Consider the following 20,330-nt stretch of genomic DNA (forward strand, 5'->3'; position numbering starts at 1 on the left):
ACATTCATCAGCGTCGATTTACCTGAGCCCGATGCACCCACGATCGCGACCATTTCACCGCGTTTTATCTCTAAATTAATGTGGTTCAACACGGTAAGCGACTCGTCGCCAGAGACAAATCGTCGAGTTAAATCCTCAACTTTTAAAAGCACGTCACTCATCTTAGAACCTCATTGGAGGTCGACGACGATCACCTCGGCTTGATGATTCTCCATCCATGGCATTGCCAAGAACAACTTGGTCGCCCTCCTTCAAACCTGAGAGAATTTCTGCGTTCACTTTGTTGTTAATACCCACTGTCACGGGCTTTTGCACCACTTGGCCCTGTTCAAGAACTGGCACGGTATAGTTGCCTTTGCCGCCAGATTTTTGCAGCACTTGTGAAGGGACAATCAAGGTATTTTCCGATTGCTCAAGGACAATCGAAACTTGCGCAGTCATGCCGATGCGCAAAATACCTTGCGGGTTCTTCACATCAAATACAGCGTTGTAGTAAATGGCGTCGCTATCTGAAATGCTCAAATCGCTGTCATCGCCATCCATGATGGTTGGCCCCGGCTCAATGGCGCGCAATGTGCCTTTAAACTGCTGATTCGGTTTGCCTAAAATGGTGAACAGCGCCGTTTGGCCTGGGTGAACAAAAATCACATCGGCTTCCGAAATTTCGGCTTTCACTGTCATCGTATCTAACTTGGCTAACTCGATAATAGTTGGCGTGGTTTGATTGGCGTTTACGGTTTGTCCTTCTTCCACCGCGGTGTAGACCACCGTGCCATCCATCGGTGCGTTGATGGTGGTGTAACCGAGATCTAACTGCGCATTGTCGACGTTGATTTTGGCTTTCTCGATTTCGGCATCCAGTTGCGCTAACTCGGCTTTGTAGATGGCGAGCGTCGCTTCGGCATTCTCGTAATCAGCTCGTGAGCTCGCTTTCGCCGCTAGCATGCCTTTTTGGCGCACGAATTCATAGTTTGCTTGTTTAATCTGCGCTTGCTTAGCTTGATACTGAGCATTGAGACTATTAAGAGACGCTTGGGCTTCTTTGAGGCTGTTTTGCTGAGTCAGGCTGTCAATCTGTGCAATCAAGTCCCCCTGTTTGATCTCATCCCCTAAGTTCACAGCGAGGCGTTGAATTTGCCCAGATACTTGCGCACCTACATTCACCAATTTGGACGCTTGCAACATGCCGTTGGCTAATACCGCCTTTTCGATATTGCCTTTGCGCACGACTTCTGTCGCGTAAGGAGAAATGGGTTCTGGACGTTGCAGATAATGATAACCACCAGCACCAATAGCGAGTAGGCCACACAAAACGAGCCATTTTTTATTGAGTTTCATAGCAGGAGTGAAGTAAATAATCGTTTTGATTTTATACTGCTATTTGTCCTAGCCGTACAGGGTACGAGACGTAAAGATAGGTAAATTAACATCAAGATACTGAAGGAATAAAATCACTAACGTGAAAAATCCGAGATATTATAGTCACTTCAAAACTTTATCATTCAATAAATATAACAAAGATCATTTTTAATATAGAAATTCAAGTTATAAGTATTATAAACAAAACTTTTAAATACCAACAAACCAGTAAAATCCAAAATTATTCAACATTCCATCAATTTAAATTTCATTATAGCCATTTTTAATTATTGAATTTCAAGAGGAGTTAAGTGATAAGTTAAATAAAAAATACCCACATAACACAGGTAAGACCGAGAGGAGTGTGTCATGTGGGTTTAAAACGATAGTTCTCTTGCTGATTCGAACTACCAACGTTGGGATGCAATGGAAATACAAATGACTCAGAGTTTCCATCACGAACACTTTATCGCTGGATTTGCCTCTGTTTGTTAGGGAACAGTCAGCACAATAAAAATAGAGAAGTAATACCGCAAAAATAAAAACAGAGGCTCAGAGTTTAATTTACACTTAAAATAATCACAATATTCACGACATGAACCATTAATAAATTCATCAATAAATATTTATTAATTTAAATCTATTTATTGTCAACATACTGTTAGTTTTACCCCTAAATGTACTGGTCAGATTTGTTTATTTTACTTCTTTTCGTTGCAATACAACCTCTAATTAATTCATGAGAAAAAACATGCAGCGACAATTAACTCTTTCACCGATTTATTTATTAATCGGGTTAGCCTCATCGACGGCGTATGCCGGTGGTTTTCAAATTAACGAACATTCGGCGACGGGTCTTGGTCGTGCTTTTGCTGGTGATGCCGTCATTGGTGATAATGCGTCTGTAGTCAGCCGTAACGCCGCAGCGATGACGCTGTTTAAACAAAATGCCTTATCGTTCGGTGTCACTTACGTCAAACCTGACGTTACCGTTAAAAATGCGCAATATCATCGAGCTAACATTAATGCGGATGTCAATGTTGGTATGGGCGGTTTTCCTCCGTCCCCTCAAGTTGAAATTACCCCGTCCTTCTCTCAAACCGTGACCGACATTGATGACGTCGATGGCGTTGGTCAACCAGCCGTTGTACCCAATTTTTACTTTATTCACCCTATCAACGACGACTGGTATCTAGGCTTATCGGCATACTCCAACTTCGGAACCGACATGGAGTTTAAACCAAACTATGGCGCACCTGTTTTTGGCGGTGTCACCAGCGTAGCGAGTGTCAACCTTGGCGCAAGCTTGGCATACAAGGTGAACGATCGTTTTAGTATCGGTGGTGGTATTGATGTGATTTACGGCTCTGGTGAGCTGTACCGCGATATGGACGTGGGTGTTTGCGTTGGTGGGAACATACTTGGAAACGAACTAGAACAACGCTGTGGATCCGTAAAAGGCAACGCACTTGATGTGGAAGCTGGCGGCATTGGGCTTGGCGCGAACATTGGCATGATGTACGAGTTTAACGAACGTCATCGCTTAGGTTTAAGCTACAAGCACAGCCCTAACATTGATGCCAAGGGTGACATCCACTTTGCTGGCGAATCGTACGACTCGCTTGCTATGCCGCTACCGGATATTGCGGAGTTTTCCGGTTATCACCGCGTCTTACCTAAATTTGCCCTGCACTATTCTGTGCAGTGGATTGGTTGGTCAGCATTTGACAGCTTGAAAGCTGATGATCAGTTGCTAAAAGATTTTCAGTGGCAAGACTCCGCGCACTACTCCATCGGTGCGACTTGGTACGCCAATGAACGTTGGACACTTCGCACGGGTTACATGTTCGACAAAACACCTGTCGATGAGCTGACTTCGCTTTCTATCCCAGATTCGAACCGTCACTGGTTATCTGCGGGTGCCTCTTACCAATGGTCATCAGATACCACGGTTGACATCGGCATGACGTACTTGATTGGTGAAGATGTCAACGTAGAAGAGTACGCGTATGAAGGTGTTCCTGCACCGATGGTGACGGGCGTGACCCATTCAAATGCGTTCCTAATTGGTGCCCAACTCAGCCACCGTTTCTAATTTGTCAGGCAGTGATCAAACCTCTAGGTCATTGCCTTGTAACAACGCTTATCAAAGCGACCGAACAGAGACATTATTATGAACAAAACACTACTTGCTTTTTCACTCTCACTTCTCACTCTAAGCGCGGCTCAGGCTTCGGAATGGGGCTATGGCAATGACAAACACGGGCCAGAACACTGGGGAGAAATCGCCAAAGACTGCGCAACCACGAAAAACCAAAGCCCAATCAACATCGACAACCCAGCCGATGCAAAACTGGAAGCACTGAACCTTTCGTACACTGGTCAGGTCATTGGTTTAACCAACAATGGTCATACGCTGCAAGCGCAAGTGAACGGACGTAACAGCTTCACCATCGATGGCGAGACGTTCGAGCTGCAACAGTTCCATTTCCACACACCATCAGAAAACCAAATCAAAGGCCGCCAATATCCACTTGAAGCGCACTTTGTACACGCCAACGCAGACGGCGAGTTGGCGGTAATTTCGGTGATGTTTGATGCTGGCGATCAAAACGCAGCGCTGTCTAAACTGATCAACGCAATCCCACAAGAGAATCAAACCACCTTCTTTAAAGATACTTTTGAGATTAACGACTTACTGCCAAAAACTGCAAACTACTATCGATTTAACGGCTCTTTAACCACACCGCCATGTTCAGAAGGTGTGCGCTGGTTTGTGCTTAAAGACACTCAAACCTTATCCAAAGATCAAGCCGCGAAACTGATGGAAGTCATGGGACAAAACAATCGTCCGCTGCAACCGCTAAATGCGCGCGTTGTACTTTCTAACTAATCGCCATATCCGATAAGGGGCATCGTATTTGCCCCTTATTTTGATTCGCTCTAACCTCACTTCGTTACAGGAACCCCCGATGAAAACTCCATCTGTTCTGTCACTCTTACTCGCACTCGCCCCGACATTCGCCTTCTCTCATAACCTTTCTGTCGGTCAAACCACCCCTTCCGTCAGCATTGATACCGATGGCGAAATGACGCTGCAAGGAAACGATGTGGCTTATCAACCTTGGGCAACTCAGCAGATGTTAGGCAAAGTCCATGTGATACAAGCCATTGCAGGTCGTAGTAAAGCCAAAGAGATGAACGCGCCGCTGATGTCAGCAATCACTGCCGCTCACTTTCCTGAAGATCAGTATCAGACCACAACCGTGATCAACCAAGAAGACGCCATATGGGGAACCGGTACATTTGTAAAATCGTCGGCAGAGGACAGCAAAAAGACATTCTCTTGGTCTTCCATGGTGTTAGACAAAAATGGCGTATTAGCAACAACTTGGGATCTGCAGCAAGAAAGTTCTGCGATTATCGTACAAAATAAACAAGGTGAAATTTTATTCGTGAAAGAAGGGGCTTTAACTCAAGACGAAGTCACACACGTCATCGAACTGATTAAACAGAATATCTAAACCTAAGGTAAGGAAAAGTTATGAAACTGTTCAACACCATCGCACTCTGTCTTTTAGCGGCTGTAGCCTCTTTCCAATCGGTTGCAGGAGACAACGATTGGGATAAGATTGCAGATAAGACCGTCAGTTTTAAATCGGAAACCGACACAGTCAATCCACTGTCACCATTTGCTAACGCTCGTTTCAGCCACATAAAAATCAAATGTACGCAAGGTACGGTCGATCTGAAAAGCGTTAAAGTAATCATGAAAGATGGTCAGGAAAAGACGTTCGACAGTTTAGGGGTTCTGACTAAAGGCATGTCATCAAGAAGCTTAAGCCTACCAACAAAAGATAACGCGAAGTTAGACAAAATCGAGTTGAACTATGAATCGGTTGGCAGCACTGCGCTGCAAGTCGCGGGGGTGACCAAAAAAGCGCAAGTGGAAATCTTAGGTAAGAAAATCGACGAGTAAGCGATGGCTCAACGAACTCACCCAAACTAAAAACAGCGGCACTAGGCCGCTGTTTTCATTAAAAAATCGTCATGAATAACTAAATGAATTTCTTCAGCTTCGCCAAACCATAAGCAGCGATGGTGACACAATCTTTGATCGTACCGTCGATCATCATCTGTTCGAACTCCTCAACAGAAAAAGCGCGAGTGATCAAATCCTCTTCTTCACTGTCGAGTTGATTGCCCACGTCCGTTAAATCACTGGCGAAGTAGACGTGACATGTCTGATTCAAAAAGCCGTATGCGATAAACTGCGCGCCGACATACGCCATGGCGCTCGCCTGCATGCCCGTTTCTTCACGCAGCTCGCCTTTGGCAAGCTCAAGATGATCCGCATTTGGGTTTGATTCCCACGCCCCTTGTGGGATCTCCCAACAACGTTGACCTACGGTGTAACGGTACTGCTGAACCAAGTGAATCATCCCGTTATCGATAGCCAGAATCGCAGCACAATCAGGTTTGTCGACCACACCATAGATGCCCTCTGCGCCGCTCGGACGTAAAATTTTGTCCTCACGCACCGTCATCCACTTATTCTGGTAAACGACTTTGCTGTCTAGCTGTTTGATGTCTGACATGGTTATTCCTTGATTTTTCCGAGGGTTACTGCGGAATAATACCCGATTCGGTTACGCCACCAAAATGTTCTTTAGTTCACTCAAAGACTCAACGGTGTAATTTGGTGCGATACGCTCATCAACGCTTGCGCCTGTGGTATTTAACCAGCAAGTTTCAATACCAAAATTATTACCACCCAGAATATCGGAATGCAGGTTGTCACCCACCATCAGTACGCGCGTTTTGCATGGGTTGCCCATTTGCTGCATCGCGTATTCAAAAATACCTAAGTCCGGTTTTGCTACGCCCACTTGTTCAGAGATCACTACTTTATCGAAGTACTCAGTCATCCCTGTACGCTCAAGGCGAATCGCTTGCAACTCTGTAAAACCGTTGGTGATGATGCCCATTTTAGCTTTGCCTTGCAGCGCTTCCATCAGCTCTTTTGCACCTGGCAATAAGCTGCAAATATCGGCCATTGCTTCTAAAAATGCGCTATTGAGATCTGCTGTTGTGGTATTCAACTTCTCAGCCCACTCGGTAAAACGCTTATGTTTTAGCTCATCTGCCGTTACTTTGCCATCTTGGTAATCCACCCAAAGCGGTTTGTTTACGGTTTGGTAATGAGCAAAATCTTGTTCAGTAAAATCTACGCCTTTGCGAGAAAACATAAGCTGCAAACCTTTGAAAGCATCAAAGTGGAATAAGGTTTCGTCAGCGTCAAACAGGATCCAATCGTACTTCATTTTCTTCTTCCCAAAATCAAGGTCGTAATACTGGTGCATAGTCTAGATTGTTTTCTTCTTGAAGATAATCTCTATAATTGGAAATTAATTGTATCCTTGTGCTCAACAATAAATGCTTCACGATAATAGGAGATTGATGTGAACGCGATTGCCTCCCTGCCCGTTTTTGTTGCTGTTGTCGAATGCGGCAGCTTTTCCCTTGCGGCCAAACAGCTGAATCTGACGAAATCGGCGATCAGCAAACGCATCAACCAACTAGAAGACGATTTGGGCATTCGTCTCCTTAATCGAACTACGCGTAAGCTGAGCCTGACCGAAGCAGGAGAACGCTATTTTGAGTACGCTTCTCAAGCGCTCAATCTGGCCCAGCAAGGCGTGGACGCGGTATCGGAGCTGCAAGGATCTCCACAAGGTCGGCTCAAAATTACCGTGCCGATGTCTTTCGGTGTGCTGCATATCGCGCCTTTGATCAGCGAGTTTCTCGCTCGTTACCCGAAAATTGAAGTGGATTTAAACCTCGAAGACAAAATGGTCGATTTGGTTAAAGACGGTTTTGATTTGGGGATCCGTATTGGTGAACTCACCTCTTCCAATCTAATCGCAAAACGTCTCGCCCCTTGTAAAAGTGTGCTTTGTGCCTCACCAGATTACTTAGCGGAGTTTGGAACACCACAAAAACCAAGTGATTTAGTCGGTCACAACTGCCTGCGCTACTCCTATTTCCGTGGCGGCGTCGAATGGATGTTCATCAACAATGGCAGCGAATACAAGGTGCTTCCAAAAGGAAACTTTATCGTCAATAATAGCGAAGCCATTCGCCAGTTGCTGTTAAGAGGTTCGGGCATTGCGCAACTGCCGACGTTTATTGCAGGAAGAGACTTTGCCGCAGGAAATCTAAAACCGGTGATGGAAGAGTATTCTCTACCAGAACACGCCATTTATGCGGTGTTCCCTGAGCGCAAGCACATGCCGTTGAAAGTAAGAGCCTTTATCGATTTTATCAGCGAAAAACTCGGCACAGATTTACCTTACTGGGATCGTTACAACAGCCCAGAAAAATAACCATATTGATGATAAGTGAGTGAGATTTCACTACTGACATGTTCTGACATTCCATCCGCGTAACCTTATTTGGAACTCAACAGGCAATCCGCCAAAACCAATAAGGAATCACAATATGGAAACCGTTATCGAAACTGTGCAATTTCGTCTAACCACAGGCACAACAGAGCAAGACGTGATCGCCGCTGCCAAACAGTCACAAACGTTTGTGAAGAATCTGCCAGGCTTTTTGTATCGCTCACTCAGTCACGAAGCGACGGACGATGTGTGGACAGACATCATTTACTGGCGTTCAATGGACGATGCAAAACAGGCGGGAAAACAGATTAAGCAAGCCGTTGAATTTCAGCCTCTGTTATCGATGATTGACTGCGAAAGCTTCGAGCTTAAACATCACAACTTAAAAATGTGCAGTGAGCTAGAGAAGTAATCAGCCACACTACCACTAACAACCAGTAGGTCTAGATAAGGAACATCATGAGCAAATCAGAACGACTGTTTGAGCTACTGACGCTTCTGCGCGCAAAGCGTTACGCCGTGACAGCGAAAGAGCTCGCAGAAAGAATGGAAGTCAGCGAGCGTACGATTTATCGCGATGTTCAGTCGTTGCTTAGTTCTGGTGTTCCGATTCAAGGTGAAGCAGGTGTTGGCTACCTGTTGCAAGCTGGCTCTCATCTGCCGCCTTTGATGTTCTCAGAAAAAGAGATGATGGCGCTTGAACTGGGTATGCGGATGGTTCGAGCCTGGTCGGATGTTGAACTCGCCGAAGCGTCTCACTCTGCGTCCACCAAAATACTTTCGGTATTGCCCGATAAGCTCAAACAACAAGTGGAAGATTGTCCGCTGATTGTGCCCGATTATCACACCCAGTCCGAGACTGCCAAACGAGGGCAGCTTCTGCGCCACGCGATTGATCATCAGTTTAAGGTCAGTTTGGATTACCAAGATGAAAGCGGACAGGTGACCGAAAGAAAAATCCAACCGTTAGGCCAGTTCTTTTGGGGCAAAGTCTGGACGCTGGTCGCCTGGTGCGAATTGCGCGATGACTACCGCCAGTTCCGCCTCGACCGTATCCAAGCACTGCGTATGCACGATGAAGAGTTTCAGAGTGCGGAAACCAAATCTCTCAAACATTATATTGCGCAGTATGAATCGAAAGATTGAGTGTTCTTCATCCTTCCATCACAAGGATTCTAAATTGCTCTGCTCAATGCGAGATATTTGGAAAGGCACATTTAGTTAAACTAATGTTTCATTTTTAACAGATGCGCAACCAACCTAAGATCGTTAACTTAAGTAGCACGTCAACCACACCGGAGCGTGAAGCTATGAAAGTACTGATTCAATACACCCAAGCAGGGAAATATCGAGATCAAGCGTGGGAGTCTTTAACTCTTCGATCTAAAGGTGATATGCAGGCCGTTACCCCTTCTTATGCTGCCCAACTTATCGAACAAAGCAAAGCGACACTTGTGATGACTGAGGAGCAACAAATCGTTATTCATCCATAACCGACTATTAGCCTTGTTTAACCAACCTTTGTTAGTTGTGCAAGGCTTACATCTCGCCACCACACGTTATCCATTTTATACACGACCAACTATATTTACATAAAAATCAATAAAATAGATCTTATTTTCGTTCTCGACACTCCTCCAAAACGCCCTTACATTCATAGCTAAGATATAGGTTATCTGTTAGTCTCTTTATTTCTTCATGATAAGAATTAGGATAAAACCTTTGAAAAAGCATCGGTTTATTATAAGGATAGGTGCAATATGCAATTGATCTGGAACATTATTGGATACTTAATGTTCTCTGGTGTATTAGTTATTTTTTTTCAAACATTCTTTATAGGTATCATGCACCTTTTAATGCCAAAAGACATTGTCAATAGCTACTTTAAAGAACCTTATTTTAACACTTTCGAACTAGCTCTATTTACAGGTTGGCCTTACGCATTTTTCCGAACATTGATGTTTGTTCGTTTAATCGTTCAACCTAACTCAGGTAAAAAACGAAAGTTACCCGATGTATCCCAAGAGGTGCCTAGGTGGTACCGTCTATTATCCTTAATTTTAATATGGGTAATTATCATAAACTCTACAATGTTAGCGCTTGTATTTTTTATCGCAGGTTTTTTATCATTAGCAGATCATGTATGACCTTTACCTATCCAATTAAGTCTAATGTCACACTTTAAATGTAAATAACATTAAGAATTTCACACAAATAATAAATACATCAGCTAATTTATGGCTTTTTAAAATGAAAGTCTAGAATGCAAAAAAATAAAATTTTTAAATATAGTTTCTTGTTAATATCTATACAAATAAATTATTAGCTAGAGGTGCTCTGTGTCGGGATCTTTTAAGTATAAAATAAAAGTCATGATAACTTATCACCTATTATATTAAACATGTATGGTGCTCCATATGGTAGCAAGGACTATCAGATGGTACTGACTCATATAATGACATTAAACAAGCATATTTCAGATCCTAACCGCATTAGAGCAGGCGATATCATTTGGTTATCAGCTCTACCCAAATCAAGCTCTCAACTTAAAACTCAAAGTAACAATGCGTTACCTCCTAAAAGTATCGCGAAGCTAGGGACCTACCCAGCGTCTAAACCTCAAATGCCCAGCTCTCCTCCCCATAAAGTTTTGCCTCCCAATCTTCTCAGCTACAATCAACCTCCAAAATCAATCTCAAATCAAGTTCCACCGCAACATGCTGACATGTTTTGGGCGTTGGCATGGCTGGAAAACAACGCCAATATGATTACTATTCCAGGAGGTACCTTGATGGGTGCTACAGGGAACTTGATGAGTAAAGGAAATATTAAGCTCATTGAGAACATCAACGACCTTTACGCAAACTATAAAAACGGAGTAATAAGTAAAGGACAATATGATGGTCGACGTAAAAAACATTTAGACCTACTAAAGAAAAATGTTGGCCCTATGGAAAAGCTGCTATTTGGCAACAAAACGACTCACCAGTCTATTCGCATAGCTCGAAGTGGAGGGTTACCTGCGAATGCTCATATAGTTAAACAAGCCGAAAAACTGAATAAAATAGCTCAAGCATCTAAAGTGGGCGGACATGTTTTAGTCGGTGTTAGTCTGACGGCTTCCTGCATTCAGATTGCGAATACACAAGACCAACATGAGAAGAATGAAATTTTTGTTGAGTCAATAACTAGCACAGCTGTAGGAATGGGTACCAGCGCGTTAGTCGGTCTATTTTTAGTATCAAACCCTATTGGCTGGGGGACTGCCATTGTACTCGCTGCCGGTTCAACGGCTGTAGGTTATGCATCCGGTAAAGTGGCAAAAAGCTTTTATAATTCAATTGAAAGCAAGCCAAACTTAGTCGCTAGTACTGGAATAGAGTCTATATGCAGCAAGTAATCACATTTCTTTTTTACACTTTAATGACTGGTGTGATTATTATTTTCTTACAAACCATTTTTATCGGTGTCATGCACTTTCTGATGCCGAAGGAGATTGTTGGAAACTATTTTAAAAAACCATATTTTAATGAATTTGAGCTTTCTTTATTCACAGGGTGGCCTTACGCATTTTTCCGAACATTGATGTTTGTTCGTTTAATCGTTCAACCTAGCTCAGGTGAAAAGCGAAAATTACCTAATATTTCTAGAGAAGTACCAAAATGGTATCGTTATTTGTCGATTCTATTACTAGGTATTATCATTGTTAACTCTGTTGTCGTTGCCCTGACTTTATCAATTGGTGCCGTTCTTTTAGCAATTGAGTGAGGAATTAACATTAAAATATAACGATGTACTCGACGAAGAGAGCTCAGTCTGAACTCTCTAATCGCCAGAGTTATTGCATACTAACCTCTACTATTCTTCGTTGAGACGGCGAATCAACTTAGCTGGCGTGCCTCCGTATAGACAATCTGGCTGCACATCATGGTTAACGACCGAGTTCGCCGCAATCACCGAGCGAGCGCCAACTGTTACACCTTGGTTAATAACGGAGTTACCGCCAATCCACACATCATCTTCAATCGTGATGGGTTTACAAAACGTTTCCCAACGTCGGCGACTGCGGTAATCAACAGAATGAGAAGCGGTATAAAATTGCACGCTCGGTCCAATGAGCACGTGGTTCCCGATGGTAATTTTGGCACCATCGAGCATGACCACGTTCATGTTGATAAAGGTTTCTTCACCTATTTCGATGGTCTTACCAAATTCACAATGAAAAGGGGCCTGGACAATACAACGGCCTACCTTGCCAAATAGCTGCTTTTGCAATTCGTCGCGCTGACTTTCGTCGGTGTTATTATTGAGCGCTCTAAGTGCTTGAAGAGCATGGCTTCTAATGGCGTCAATTTCTTTGTCCATGCCATCAAAGACCTGGCCAGACATCATTTTTTCTAGTTCTGTCACTGGAAGACTCCTACAACCTGCAATTACTGCTTTCAGATTCTTCACAAGGTACGTGAACTGCGAAATAAAAAAAGAGAAAAGCCCGGACTTTTCTCTTTCCTGTTTTTATATTTTGTGGAGTCTGTCGGCTTACACAATTTCCCAGCTGTGGGCCATCTCAACACCTTCACCTAGCATTAAGCAAACCGAGCAGTATTTTTCTAGCGAGTCAGCCGCCACTTTTGCTACGACTTCTGGGTCAAGCTCGTCACCTGACACTTCAAAGTGGATATTCACTTGCGTAAAGATACGCGGCGCGGTTTCACGACGCTCTGTGGTTAGCTTGGCATTAACTGACGAAACCTTTTGGCCTGCTGTTTTCAAACCATCAACAACATCGACAGAGCTACAGCCACCAGCAGCCATTAGTACCATTTCCATTGGGCTTGGTGCGGTTGCACCACCATTGCCATCCATCACTACGGAGTGGCCCGACTGAGATTGCCCAAGGAATTTAAAATCTTCTATCCATTTAACTTCAGCTTGCATGATTTACCTCATTTAGCATCGCTTATTCAAGGCATCGTTGCCCTTACTAGCGGTGTGTTTCTTGTCGATACTTTAGCTCTATCGCATAAAAGGGCAACGGAATTTTCAACATTACTGTAATTTTTTCGCTCGGTTACCTTTCTCTATACGTAACACTTTTTATTTAAGTAACACTTTCTACAAAAATAACGATGAGGTAGCTATGAAGAATATGTCTAAGTTATTGGCCGGTTTCTCCTTCGCACTTCCAGTCTTGTTTCTACTATTGAGTAAAACAGGTACCGCCGATACGATGGATAAGCTGAAGGCTTCAGAGAATACAAGAATCGCAACGCTAGCTGGCGGTTGTTTCTGGTGTACAGAATCGGATTTAGAGCAACTGCCCGGCGTAATCGATGTTGTATCAGGTTATTCAGGTGGTCATATTGAAAACCCGACTTACCGCCAAGTCTCTTCTGGTAAATCTGGTCATATTGAAGTGATTGAGGTGAAGTACGATCCTGCTGTCGTGAACTACGAGCAAGTGCTGGACTACTTCTTCCGTCATATCGACCCTACCGACGATAAAGGTTCATTTGTTGACCGTGGTCCTCAATACCGTCCAGCGATCTTCTACCATAATGCGGAGCAAAAGCAGATTGCTAAGCAGTTTATGATGGAAATCGACAAGGCGATGATCTATCCAAAACCGTTGAAAACAGAGCTGATCGAGTTTGAAAAGTTTTACCCTGCGGAGTCGTATCATCAGGATTACTACAAGAAGAGTAGCTTGAAGTACAAATACTACCGCTACGCATCAGGTCGCGATAAATATCTCGACGAAGTATTTGGTGAAGATCGAAAAGAAAGCCCTAAAACACTTCGACAGTTGATTGAAGAAAAAAAGCTGTTTTCGAAAGTGAAAGCGTACAGTAAGCCTGCTCAGTCTGAAATCAAATCAAACTTAACAGAGCTACAGTATTACGTGACGCAAGAAGAAGGCACGGAGCGTCCGTTTGATAATGAATACTGGGACAACAAAGAAGCGGGAATTTATGTGGATATTGTGACCGGTGAACCGCTATTTTCTTCTACTGATAAATACAAATCTGGCACAGGTTGGCCAAGCTTTACTCGACCAATTAACCCGGGTTACATCGTGGAGAAAACCGATTATAAACTACTCTACCCTAGAACGGAGATCCGCAGTAAGTTTGGTGATTCACACCTAGGTCATGTGTTTAAAGATGGTCCGAAGCCGACGGGATTACGCTATTGCATGAACTCTGCTGCGATGAAATTTGTACCTGTGAACAAGATGGCGAGTTTAGGCTACGGCGATTACCTGTACCTATTTGATAAGTAGTTTTAGCCAAATTAGGAGTGAACATTCAGCGCGATGAAAGGTTTTAAATCCAACCTTCCCATGAAAGTCTGTCCGGTCTGTCAGCGCCCATTTTCTTGGAGAAAGAAGTGGGCGCGAAATTGGGAGGAAATCGTTTATTGTTCTGAGCGTTGCCGAAGAAATAAATCAACGAAAACGTAGGTCACTCCGACCCTCTCTGGAGTATGTTATTTCATTTGTATTAACGTTTGTACGCGTTCTCTTACCAAGGTAATAACGTCCCATCATAAGCCCAAAACGCCCCGCTATCTTGCGGGGTTGCTTTTTCTATCAAGCCTAATAAATCCTTAGCAACTCGCTCTGGCGTGAACAACTTTCCCTCTGGGACATTGGTTTGAAAAGGTGCCGACAAAGCGGTATCTGTGGTGCCAGGGTGAAGTGAAAGCACCGTGCCATGTTTGACCACTCTTTGCCATTCGATCGACATGGTTTTTAGGAACATGTTTAATGCGGCTTTCGATGCTCGATAGCTGTACCAACCACCTAACTGATTATCGCTAATGCTGCCAACTTTGGCCGAAATGGTCGCAAACTTGGGTGCAGTACTGCGCTTTAGCTTGGGCGTGAAGTATTTTGCCAACAGTAAACTTGGCAAAGTATTAACCGTGATGGTTTGCTGAAAGAAGTCTGCGTCGAGCGAGCTAAGATTCTTCTCAGGACCTTTCTCTTGGGTGTGCAACATACCAACACAGTTCACCAACCAATCGACGTGTTCAATCTGCTCACTGAACGCTTTTACCTGCTCGTCTTGCGATACATCCACTTGATGCCAAACGACATTTGGGTGTTGCCAATCTGGTTGCTGCTTACGATAAGTGGCATGCACGCGAGCTTGAGGAAACCGAGCTGCGGCTTCTCTCACCATCGCCAAACCAATTCCACCATTGCCACCGACGATGAGTATTTCCATCACAAGTTCTCCACGTTTTCTATGTAGTGCTCTGCGGTATCAAGAATCGCTTGGCGTTGTTGTTCTTCCATGTTGTCCCAAGAGCGGAAAATCATCCCGATTCGTGGATTGGCTGCGAGGCGCTTGTCGTGTTTGTTCATAAAGCGCCAATAAAGGCTGTTAAACGGACACGATCCTTCCCCACTCCTCGCCTTATTGTCGTAATGGCAACCCTTACAGTAGTCGCTCATTTTGTTGATGTAAGAACCACTCGCCGCGTAAGGTTTGGTGCCAACAATGCCGCCATCCGCAAACAATGCCATGCCACGAGTGTTCGGCATTTCGACCCATTCAATCGCATCAACATAGATACCGAGATACCACTCATCCACTTGATCTGGGTCGATCTCGGTTAGCAAGCAAAAGTTACCAGTGACCATCAAACGTTGGATGTGGTGTGCGTAGGCATAATCAAGGGACTGACCAATCGCATTGCGCATACAGGCCATTTTGGTTTCGCCACTCCAAAAGAAGTTTGGCAGCTTTCTTTCTGCGCCCAGCTCGTTCTTTTTCGGGTAATGAGGCATGTTCGCCCAATAGACGCCTCGGATGTACTCTCGCCATCCTAAGATTTGGCGAATAAACCCCTCAACTTGAGAAATGTCGATGTCCGCGTTGGAGTGAAATGCCTTGAGTGATGCATCAATGACTTCTCTCGGGTGCAGCAATTTGCTGTTGAGCGAGAATGAAATTCGGCTGTGATACAAGCTCCACTTAGCGTCGTGCTGGCCTGTCATAGCATCTTGAAAACGTCCGAATAACGGCAGACAGACTTGGCAGAAATGCGCGAGTAAAGAGAGGCTTTGCGCGCGATTAATCGGCCACAACAATTCCCCTTCGAGATTTCCGATAGTTTTGATGTCATGTCGTGCCAACCGCTCAGTAATATCGCGCACGTCGGTACTGAACATCAAAGGTTGTGGCAGTTGTTCAATGTCTTTGGCTTTGAGCTTGTTACGGTTATTGGCATCGTAATTCCATTTTCCGCCGACGGGTTTTCCGTCTTGCATCAAGATGTCGAAGCGCTTGCGCATACGGCGGTAAAAGTGCTCCATCATGATGTGTTTGCCTTGAGGAAACTGCGATTCTATCTCTTCAAACGGCAACAAAAAGTGTTCCGAATCGACACAACGCGCCACGACCCCATCAAGCTTTAGTTTGGCTAACTGCTCTAGTAAACGGTATTCATCCGGGCGTTGATATTCAAACTTACTTGCACCAACTTCGCTCACGTAGTGTTGCAAGACTTGCTCAAGATCGTCGAAGGATTGTGTGTCATCCAACGTGAGGTGCTGAACTTGGTGACCTTCACTCTGACGCTCTTTCGCAAACTGTTCCATTGCAGAAAAGAACGCACACACTTTCTGAATATGATGCGTGACGTAAGTATTCTCTTGCTTGAGCTCCGCAATCAGGTAAAGCACTTGCTCATCCGGTTGATGAAACCAAGAGTGCTCACTGTTAAGTTGATCGCCCAAGATCAATCGTACGGTTTCAAATTGCATTACGGTTTCTCCGACGACGAAGCTTTGTCACTGCTGCCCATCACAATCGGCCAATCGACCATGTCTACACTATCCAAATGCGCGCCAGGACAACGACCTTGCCACCTATCGATGAACTCCATGTGCGGATCGTACATTTCGGTTTGCTTTTCGAGGTTGAATTGTCGTGAACCACGCGGATCAGCACCAACGCCCGCTAGGTATTGCCAATTTCCCCAGTTTGATGCCACATCGTAATCAACCAGTTGTGACTCAAAGTACGCCGCGCCATAACGCCAATCGAGGCTAAGTTCATGCACCAAACAACTGGCGACTAACTGTCTGCCACGATTCGACATATAACCCGTTTCATTAAGTTGGTGCATACACGCATTGACGATAGGAAATGGCGTTTCACCTTTCTTCCATTGTTGGAAACGGTGCGCGTAAAAGCTAGTGAGTGGTGCTTGATTTTGGATGCCACCGAATCGGAACAGCTGCCGCTTGTATCGACGGGCATACCAATAAAAGTATTCACGCCAAAGCAGTTCGAAGTAAATCCAATAGGTTGAATCATTTGCACCACTCTCCGCTTCATAACGTTTCAACATGGCATAAATAGTTTTCGGAGAAACGCACCCATGAGCTAGCCAAGGAGAGAACTTAGTGGAGTAATCCATGCCATCTAAACCGTTGCGTGTTTGTTTGTATTCACTGGCTAGTGTGGACGCAAAATACTGGCGACAATGTTCAAGCCCGCGGCTTTCTCCACCATGAAACGCAGCTTTTGTGTCAAAGTAATATGCAGTAACGGAAGGAAGATTCACACCTAAAGGAATTGGAGGTAACGAACGGATACTCTCGTGGGGCCGAGAGATGTCTAAACCTTCAACTTGCTTTCTAAACTGCGTGAAAGTCGTAGGCAGTTTGCTCAAGTCAAATGGCAGTTGTTCTTCCCTTAACAGGGTCCGGATTGCTTGCTGTTTTATTTTTACATGAGAAGCGCCTTCAGCTACGCGATCTAACGCTTGTTGCTCATCCGAACCGGGAAAGGCGTCAGCATATATATGTGTGACGCCGAAGCGATTAACAGCATACTTGATTGCTTGATCGGGCGTCAGTTCAACCGCCCATAATCGCTGACCAAGGTGATTCAAAGATCGATTGAGTTCACTAAGCGATGAGTCGAGAAACTGCAATTTCGCGCGCCCGAAAGAGGCTTCCTGCGCAAAGTGATGCAAGTAAGGCGTCATTGAAGGGTAGCAATACAAGCAAATTAACTCGTCCATTTCTACACTGGCGCTTTTCAACAGTGGGTTGTCGTGCAATCGCAAGTCGTTCGTGAACCAATAAAGTCCTATTTTCTTTTTCAATTCGCACCCTCAGATGTTAATTCTTCGTCTACGAGTTCTTTTCACGGAGACCCTGACGTTAAGCCTTTTGATTTACTTGCTTTTATACGAAAACGAGAGTTTGACGATCATTAGGTTACTAACGTTTACACGGAATCCATTTGCTGGATATCTCAAAACACGCAATACCACCAAATGCCTGTACATGTTTCATACTGATATTTTATAAAATTTGAATCCAACGGTATTGATCACGATCTTAATCACTCATTTTCTATATAAACCATGCAAAAGTGATAAAAATTAAAGCGACATTAGTTAATATCCGTTAATCTAAGCCCAATCCCATTTTGCTAGTACCATCGCAGAAATGACCGACGAGTTTAAGAAATCAACCGCTAATTTAAAAAAAGCGGTCCCACTGATGATCAAAAACCATGTTGCTGCCACGCCAGCCAACTACGCGCTTTGGTATACCTACGTTGACAAGACCATTCCAGAACTCAACTTTGAGTTAGACATGGTGTTAGAAAACTACGGTATTTGCCCGCCAGCAACCAATAAACAGCTTTACAACAACTATGTGGCCAGCAAAGCAGAAACCAGCCTTGAAGATCTTAGAACCAATGTAGAAGTTCTGCTACACGAAGTATCCAGTTCAATGAGCGATACGATTTCAGATACTTCCTCCTTTTCCGAGATGGTAGACAAAAGCTTTAATAAACTGGAAAAAGTTGAGGACAATAGCCTAAGCATTGAAGAAGTGATGGTGGTGATTCGTCAACTTGTCGCAGAGTCACATGAAATTCGTCACTCAACAAAGTTTTTGAATAGCCAATTGACTAACGCGAGTGAAGAAATTTCTCGCCTCAAAAACCAACTGGCTGAAGTACAGCAAGATGCGTTGTTCGATGGTTTGTCAAACCTATACAACCGCCGAGCATTTGACAAAGATCTCTCTTCACTTATTGCATCAAATCAGGCAATGACCTTGATCATGCTTGATATCGATCATTTCAAATCATTTAACGACAATTACGGGCACCTTTTTGGCGATACAGTATTAAAAGCCATTGCCCGCCGGCTACAACAAAGCTGTCGAGATGGGATATGTGCGTACCGTTTTGGTGGTGAAGAATTCGCGTTAATTGTACCTAACAAATCTCTGCGAATTGCTCGCCAATATGCAGACACACTACGCCGGATGATAGAAAAACTGCGTATCAGAGATAAGCGCTCAGGCACACAAGTTCACAGCATTACAGCTTCTTTTGGGGTAGCAGAATTTGAGCCGGGTGATACGCCTGAAGCCTTAATCAATAAAGCCGATAAACAGCTTTATGAAGCAAAACAACTCGGTCGTAACCGCGTGATGCCAATTTAAATAAACTGACTAAGCGAAAACGACTTTTACGATGAAAAAGAAAACCCCGCGACGTAAAGTGCGGGGTTTTTATATCCAATCATGAGTATCTTAATCGACGCTGTAGCAGTAACTTAGAATGTAGTCGTCACCATTTTTTGCGGTATATTCTTTATCTTCACTGCATGCCATCGGCTTACCTTTTTTGTCGCCTTTGATTAGGCTTATCCAATGGCGCATCGCAGTTGGTGCATTGCCAGTTAGTTCAGGATGAAACGTCGTGCGAGTTTCCAATTGAATATCGTCAATGTCCACTAATTCCACGCAACCAGTGCCTTTGTGACAGCCAAACAGCACTTCGACATGATTGCCCGAATCATCTTTAAACAAAATCGACTTTGGATCTTCCTTTTCACCAGTGTACGCCACGAAGTGTTTTGGGCTTTTCAGGCCGCTGTGTGTACCGTCTTTGAAATAAGCCAAAACATGGCGGTAATCAATCACGTAACTTGATACATCTTGGTGCGACCCGTTCTCCAATGGGAACATGCGGTCAAGCAGTTGCTTCGCTTTTACTTGTTTCTCACTCTGCTGCTCAGCACTTACCGCTTCGACGGCAAATACGGCTTCAGCGATAAATGGGCGTTGTTGTTGTTGCATCTCTTTTTTATCGAAGTTCAGCATATTCATCGTCATATCCTCGCACTTAAAAACTCGTCCTAGAGTAAAAACTTAAATCCTTTATTTAAGTTTCAGGCAATTCTGTGAAGTGGATGGTTAATTTCCTTGCCTGCTCATTATGTAGACTAGCGAAATATTGACTACAATTTCACAACAAAAATTTTACAATGTGAATTTTACAAAATGTCTGTGTCAAAAAGCCTTATTCGTCAGTCTCATTTTCTTGGTACGAAAATTCGTAACCTAAGAAAAAACAACCATTTAACGATGGAAGATTTGTCTGCCCGTTGTGTAAGAATTAATCCAGAGTACGCTCCTTCGGTTTCTTACCTTTCGATGATTGAGCGCGGAAAACGCGTACCGAGTATCGATATGCTCGAAGTGATCGCGGAAGTTTTTCAAAAAGATCCGGCGTG

The 20,330-nt window shown here is 44.1% G+C and carries 25 protein-coding genes; 15 read left to right on the forward strand and 10 right to left on the reverse strand.

Translation table 11 applies throughout. The annotated features are described in order from the left end of the window. The coding region (locus IQR33_RS32665) for an ATP-binding cassette domain-containing protein (protein WP_228013816.1) at positions 1-161 on the reverse strand (161 nt) is incomplete at its 3' end. Between the two features lies 1 nt (position 162). Further along, positions 163-1,338, reverse strand: coding sequence for an efflux RND transporter periplasmic adaptor subunit (locus IQR33_RS08830; protein WP_021821302.1), 1,176 nt, complete (start codon positions 1,336-1,338; stop codon positions 163-165). A 772-nt stretch (positions 1,339-2,110) separates the two neighbouring features. Between IQR33_RS08830 and IQR33_RS08835 the strand changes: the two genes are divergently transcribed. From IQR33_RS08835 to IQR33_RS08850, 4 genes are all read left to right on the forward strand, one after another. Then, a complete protein-coding gene (locus IQR33_RS08835) occupies positions 2,111-3,454 on the forward strand; it encodes an OmpP1/FadL family transporter (RefSeq protein ID WP_017635081.1) in 1,344 nt (447 codons plus the stop codon). A 78-nt stretch (positions 3,455-3,532) separates the two neighbouring features. Next, positions 3,533-4,252: a carbonic anhydrase gene (locus tag IQR33_RS08840; RefSeq protein ID WP_020841751.1), complete on the forward strand. Its 720-nt coding sequence runs from the start codon at positions 3,533-3,535 to the stop codon at positions 4,250-4,252. 79 nt (positions 4,253-4,331) lie between these two features. Beyond that, positions 4,332-4,883: a YtfJ family protein gene (locus IQR33_RS08845; RefSeq protein ID WP_053307146.1), complete on the forward strand. Its 552-nt coding sequence runs from the start codon at positions 4,332-4,334 to the stop codon at positions 4,881-4,883. 20 nt (positions 4,884-4,903) lie between these two features. Continuing rightward, positions 4,904-5,338, forward strand: a complete 435-nt coding sequence (locus tag IQR33_RS08850) for a hypothetical protein (RefSeq protein ID WP_005480927.1) — start codon at positions 4,904-4,906, stop codon at positions 5,336-5,338. A 79-nt stretch (positions 5,339-5,417) separates the two neighbouring features. Here IQR33_RS08850 and IQR33_RS08855 read toward each other — a convergent pair whose 3' ends face one another. Both IQR33_RS08855 and yjjG read right to left on the reverse strand, forming a co-directional pair. Further along, on the reverse strand, positions 5,418-5,957 hold the full coding sequence (locus IQR33_RS08855; protein WP_140261012.1) for an NUDIX domain-containing protein: 540 nt from the start codon (positions 5,955-5,957) through the stop codon (positions 5,418-5,420). A 51-nt stretch (positions 5,958-6,008) separates the two neighbouring features. Next, on the reverse strand, positions 6,009-6,683 hold the full coding sequence (gene yjjG / locus IQR33_RS08860) for a pyrimidine 5'-nucleotidase (protein WP_005374109.1): 675 nt from the start codon (positions 6,681-6,683) through the stop codon (positions 6,009-6,011). A gap of 138 nt (positions 6,684-6,821) precedes the next feature. Between yjjG and IQR33_RS08865 the strand changes: the two genes are divergently transcribed. The 7 genes from IQR33_RS08865 to IQR33_RS08895 all read left to right on the forward strand — a co-directional run bounded on the left by IQR33_RS08865 (position 6,822) and on the right by IQR33_RS08895 (position 11,531). Then, on the forward strand, positions 6,822-7,745 hold the full coding sequence (locus IQR33_RS08865; protein ID WP_053307145.1) for a LysR family transcriptional regulator: 924 nt from the start codon (positions 6,822-6,824) through the stop codon (positions 7,743-7,745). Positions 7,746-7,860: 115 nt separating this feature from the next. Continuing rightward, a complete protein-coding gene (locus IQR33_RS08870) occupies positions 7,861-8,175 on the forward strand; it encodes a hypothetical protein (protein WP_053307144.1) in 315 nt (104 codons plus the stop codon). Between the two features lie 47 nt (positions 8,176-8,222). Continuing rightward, positions 8,223-8,909, forward strand: coding sequence for a helix-turn-helix transcriptional regulator (locus IQR33_RS08875; protein ID WP_025547493.1), 687 nt, complete (start codon positions 8,223-8,225; stop codon positions 8,907-8,909). A 164-nt stretch (positions 8,910-9,073) separates the two neighbouring features. Further along, positions 9,074-9,256 (forward strand): hypothetical protein, encoded by a 183-nt coding sequence (locus tag IQR33_RS08880; RefSeq protein ID WP_021035913.1) that lies wholly within the window; start codon positions 9,074-9,076, stop codon positions 9,254-9,256. A 267-nt stretch (positions 9,257-9,523) separates the two neighbouring features. Beyond that, positions 9,524-9,910: a hypothetical protein gene (locus IQR33_RS08885; RefSeq protein WP_193838040.1), complete on the forward strand. Its 387-nt coding sequence runs from the start codon at positions 9,524-9,526 to the stop codon at positions 9,908-9,910. 290 nt (positions 9,911-10,200) lie between these two features. After that, positions 10,201-11,163 carry a glycine zipper family protein gene (locus IQR33_RS08890; RefSeq protein WP_053307143.1) on the forward strand — a complete coding sequence of 321 codons (963 nt, stop codon included), beginning with the start codon at positions 10,201-10,203 and terminating at the stop codon, positions 11,161-11,163. Then, positions 11,151-11,531, forward strand: coding sequence for a hypothetical protein (locus IQR33_RS08895; RefSeq protein ID WP_005374128.1), 381 nt, complete (start codon positions 11,151-11,153; stop codon positions 11,529-11,531). Before IQR33_RS08890 ends, IQR33_RS08895 begins: the two co-directional genes overlap by 13 nt. Before the next feature lie 90 nt (positions 11,532-11,621). Here IQR33_RS08895 and IQR33_RS08900 read toward each other — a convergent pair whose 3' ends face one another. Beyond that, positions 11,622-12,173, reverse strand: coding sequence for a sugar O-acetyltransferase (locus IQR33_RS08900; protein ID WP_193838039.1), 552 nt, complete (start codon positions 12,171-12,173; stop codon positions 11,622-11,624). A gap of 129 nt (positions 12,174-12,302) precedes the next feature. Continuing rightward, the gene (locus IQR33_RS08905) at positions 12,303-12,701 is read right to left on the reverse strand and encodes an OsmC family protein (RefSeq protein ID WP_053307141.1); all 399 of its coding nucleotides are present in this window, start codon (positions 12,699-12,701) and stop codon (positions 12,303-12,305) included. A gap of 202 nt (positions 12,702-12,903) precedes the next feature. On the opposite strand from IQR33_RS08905, the gene msrB reads away from it, so the two are divergent. Next, positions 12,904-14,046, forward strand: coding sequence for a peptide-methionine (R)-S-oxide reductase MsrB (gene msrB, locus IQR33_RS08910; protein WP_053307140.1), 1,143 nt, complete (start codon positions 12,904-12,906; stop codon positions 14,044-14,046). Positions 14,047-14,079: 33 nt separating this feature from the next. Next, a complete protein-coding gene (locus IQR33_RS08915; RefSeq protein ID WP_005374142.1) occupies positions 14,080-14,226 on the forward strand; it encodes a DUF2256 domain-containing protein in 147 nt (48 codons plus the stop codon). Between the two features lie 61 nt (positions 14,227-14,287). Here the strand turns inward: IQR33_RS08915 and IQR33_RS08920 are convergent, their stop codons facing one another. The 3 genes from IQR33_RS08920 to IQR33_RS08930 are packed head-to-tail and all read right to left on the reverse strand — an operon-like array spanning position 14,288 to position 17,891. Next, the gene (locus tag IQR33_RS08920) at positions 14,288-14,995 is read right to left on the reverse strand and encodes an SDR family oxidoreductase (RefSeq protein WP_017819732.1); all 708 of its coding nucleotides are present in this window, start codon (positions 14,993-14,995) and stop codon (positions 14,288-14,290) included. Next, the gene (locus IQR33_RS08925; RefSeq protein WP_053307139.1) at positions 14,995-16,539 is read right to left on the reverse strand and encodes a cryptochrome/photolyase family protein; all 1,545 of its coding nucleotides are present in this window, start codon (positions 16,537-16,539) and stop codon (positions 14,995-14,997) included. Before IQR33_RS08925 ends, IQR33_RS08920 begins: the two co-directional genes overlap by 1 nt. Further along, positions 16,539-17,891 carry a DASH family cryptochrome gene (locus IQR33_RS08930; protein WP_047102819.1) on the reverse strand — a complete coding sequence of 451 codons (1,353 nt, stop codon included), beginning with the start codon at positions 17,889-17,891 and terminating at the stop codon, positions 16,539-16,541. Before IQR33_RS08930 ends, IQR33_RS08925 begins: the two co-directional genes overlap by 1 nt. A 349-nt stretch (positions 17,892-18,240) precedes the next feature. On the opposite strand from IQR33_RS08930, the gene IQR33_RS08935 reads away from it, so the two are divergent. Next, entirely contained in the window at positions 18,241-19,254 is a 1,014-nt protein-coding gene (locus IQR33_RS08935; protein ID WP_047102820.1) for a GGDEF domain-containing protein, read from the forward strand. A 90-nt stretch (positions 19,255-19,344) separates the two neighbouring features. Here the strand turns inward: IQR33_RS08935 and IQR33_RS08940 are convergent, their stop codons facing one another. Continuing rightward, on the reverse strand, positions 19,345-19,923 hold the full coding sequence (locus IQR33_RS08940) for a malate synthase (RefSeq protein ID WP_005374156.1): 579 nt from the start codon (positions 19,921-19,923) through the stop codon (positions 19,345-19,347). 174 nt (positions 19,924-20,097) lie between these two features. Here IQR33_RS08940 and IQR33_RS08945 point away from each other — a divergent pair. Then, the coding region (locus IQR33_RS08945) for a helix-turn-helix domain-containing protein (RefSeq protein ID WP_193843647.1) at positions 20,098-20,330 on the forward strand (233 nt) is incomplete at its 3' end.

The sequence above is a fragment of the Vibrio sp. OPT46 genome (assembly GCF_015163535.1).
Lineage (GTDB): Bacteria > Pseudomonadota > Gammaproteobacteria > Enterobacterales > Vibrionaceae > Vibrio > Vibrio alginolyticus.

Bases quoted from the DNA above. Each gene is read 5' to 3' on its own strand.
- IQR33_RS08830 (WP_021821302.1), bottom strand. From the start codon at position 1,338: ATGAAACTCAATAAAAAATGGCTCGTTTTGTGTGGCCTACTCGCTATT.
- IQR33_RS08835 (WP_017635081.1), top strand. From the start codon at position 2,111: ATGCAGCGACAATTAACTCTTTCACCGATTTATTTATTAATCGGGTTA.
- IQR33_RS08840 (WP_020841751.1), top strand. From the start codon at position 3,533: ATGAACAAAACACTACTTGCTTTTTCACTCTCACTTCTCACTCTAAGC.
- IQR33_RS08845 (WP_053307146.1), top strand. From the start codon at position 4,332: ATGAAAACTCCATCTGTTCTGTCACTCTTACTCGCACTCGCCCCGACA.
- IQR33_RS08850 (WP_005480927.1), top strand. From the start codon at position 4,904: ATGAAACTGTTCAACACCATCGCACTCTGTCTTTTAGCGGCTGTAGCC.
- IQR33_RS08855 (WP_140261012.1), bottom strand. From the start codon at position 5,957: ATGTCAGACATCAAACAGCTAGACAGCAAAGTCGTTTACCAGAATAAG.
- yjjG (WP_005374109.1), bottom strand. From the start codon at position 6,683: ATGAAGTACGATTGGATCCTGTTTGACGCTGACGAAACCTTATTCCAC.
- IQR33_RS08870 (WP_053307144.1), top strand. From the start codon at position 7,861: ATGGAAACCGTTATCGAAACTGTGCAATTTCGTCTAACCACAGGCACA.
- IQR33_RS08875 (WP_025547493.1), top strand. From the start codon at position 8,223: ATGAGCAAATCAGAACGACTGTTTGAGCTACTGACGCTTCTGCGCGCA.
- IQR33_RS08880 (WP_021035913.1), top strand. From the start codon at position 9,074: ATGAAAGTACTGATTCAATACACCCAAGCAGGGAAATATCGAGATCAA.
- IQR33_RS08885 (WP_193838040.1), top strand. From the start codon at position 9,524: ATGCAATTGATCTGGAACATTATTGGATACTTAATGTTCTCTGGTGTA.
- IQR33_RS08890 (WP_053307143.1), top strand. From the start codon at position 10,201: ATGGTACTGACTCATATAATGACATTAAACAAGCATATTTCAGATCCT.
- IQR33_RS08895 (WP_005374128.1), top strand. From the start codon at position 11,151: ATGCAGCAAGTAATCACATTTCTTTTTTACACTTTAATGACTGGTGTG.
- IQR33_RS08905 (WP_053307141.1), bottom strand. From the start codon at position 12,701: ATGCAAGCTGAAGTTAAATGGATAGAAGATTTTAAATTCCTTGGGCAA.
- msrB (WP_053307140.1), top strand. From the start codon at position 12,904: ATGAAGAATATGTCTAAGTTATTGGCCGGTTTCTCCTTCGCACTTCCA.
- IQR33_RS08915 (WP_005374142.1), top strand. From the start codon at position 14,080: ATGAAAGGTTTTAAATCCAACCTTCCCATGAAAGTCTGTCCGGTCTGT.
- IQR33_RS08920 (WP_017819732.1), bottom strand. From the start codon at position 14,995: ATGGAAATACTCATCGTCGGTGGCAATGGTGGAATTGGTTTGGCGATG.
- IQR33_RS08925 (WP_053307139.1), bottom strand. From the start codon at position 16,539: ATGCAATTTGAAACCGTACGATTGATCTTGGGCGATCAACTTAACAGT.
- IQR33_RS08935 (WP_047102820.1), top strand. From the start codon at position 18,241: ATGACCGACGAGTTTAAGAAATCAACCGCTAATTTAAAAAAAGCGGTC.
- IQR33_RS08940 (WP_005374156.1), bottom strand. From the start codon at position 19,923: ATGAATATGCTGAACTTCGATAAAAAAGAGATGCAACAACAACAACGC.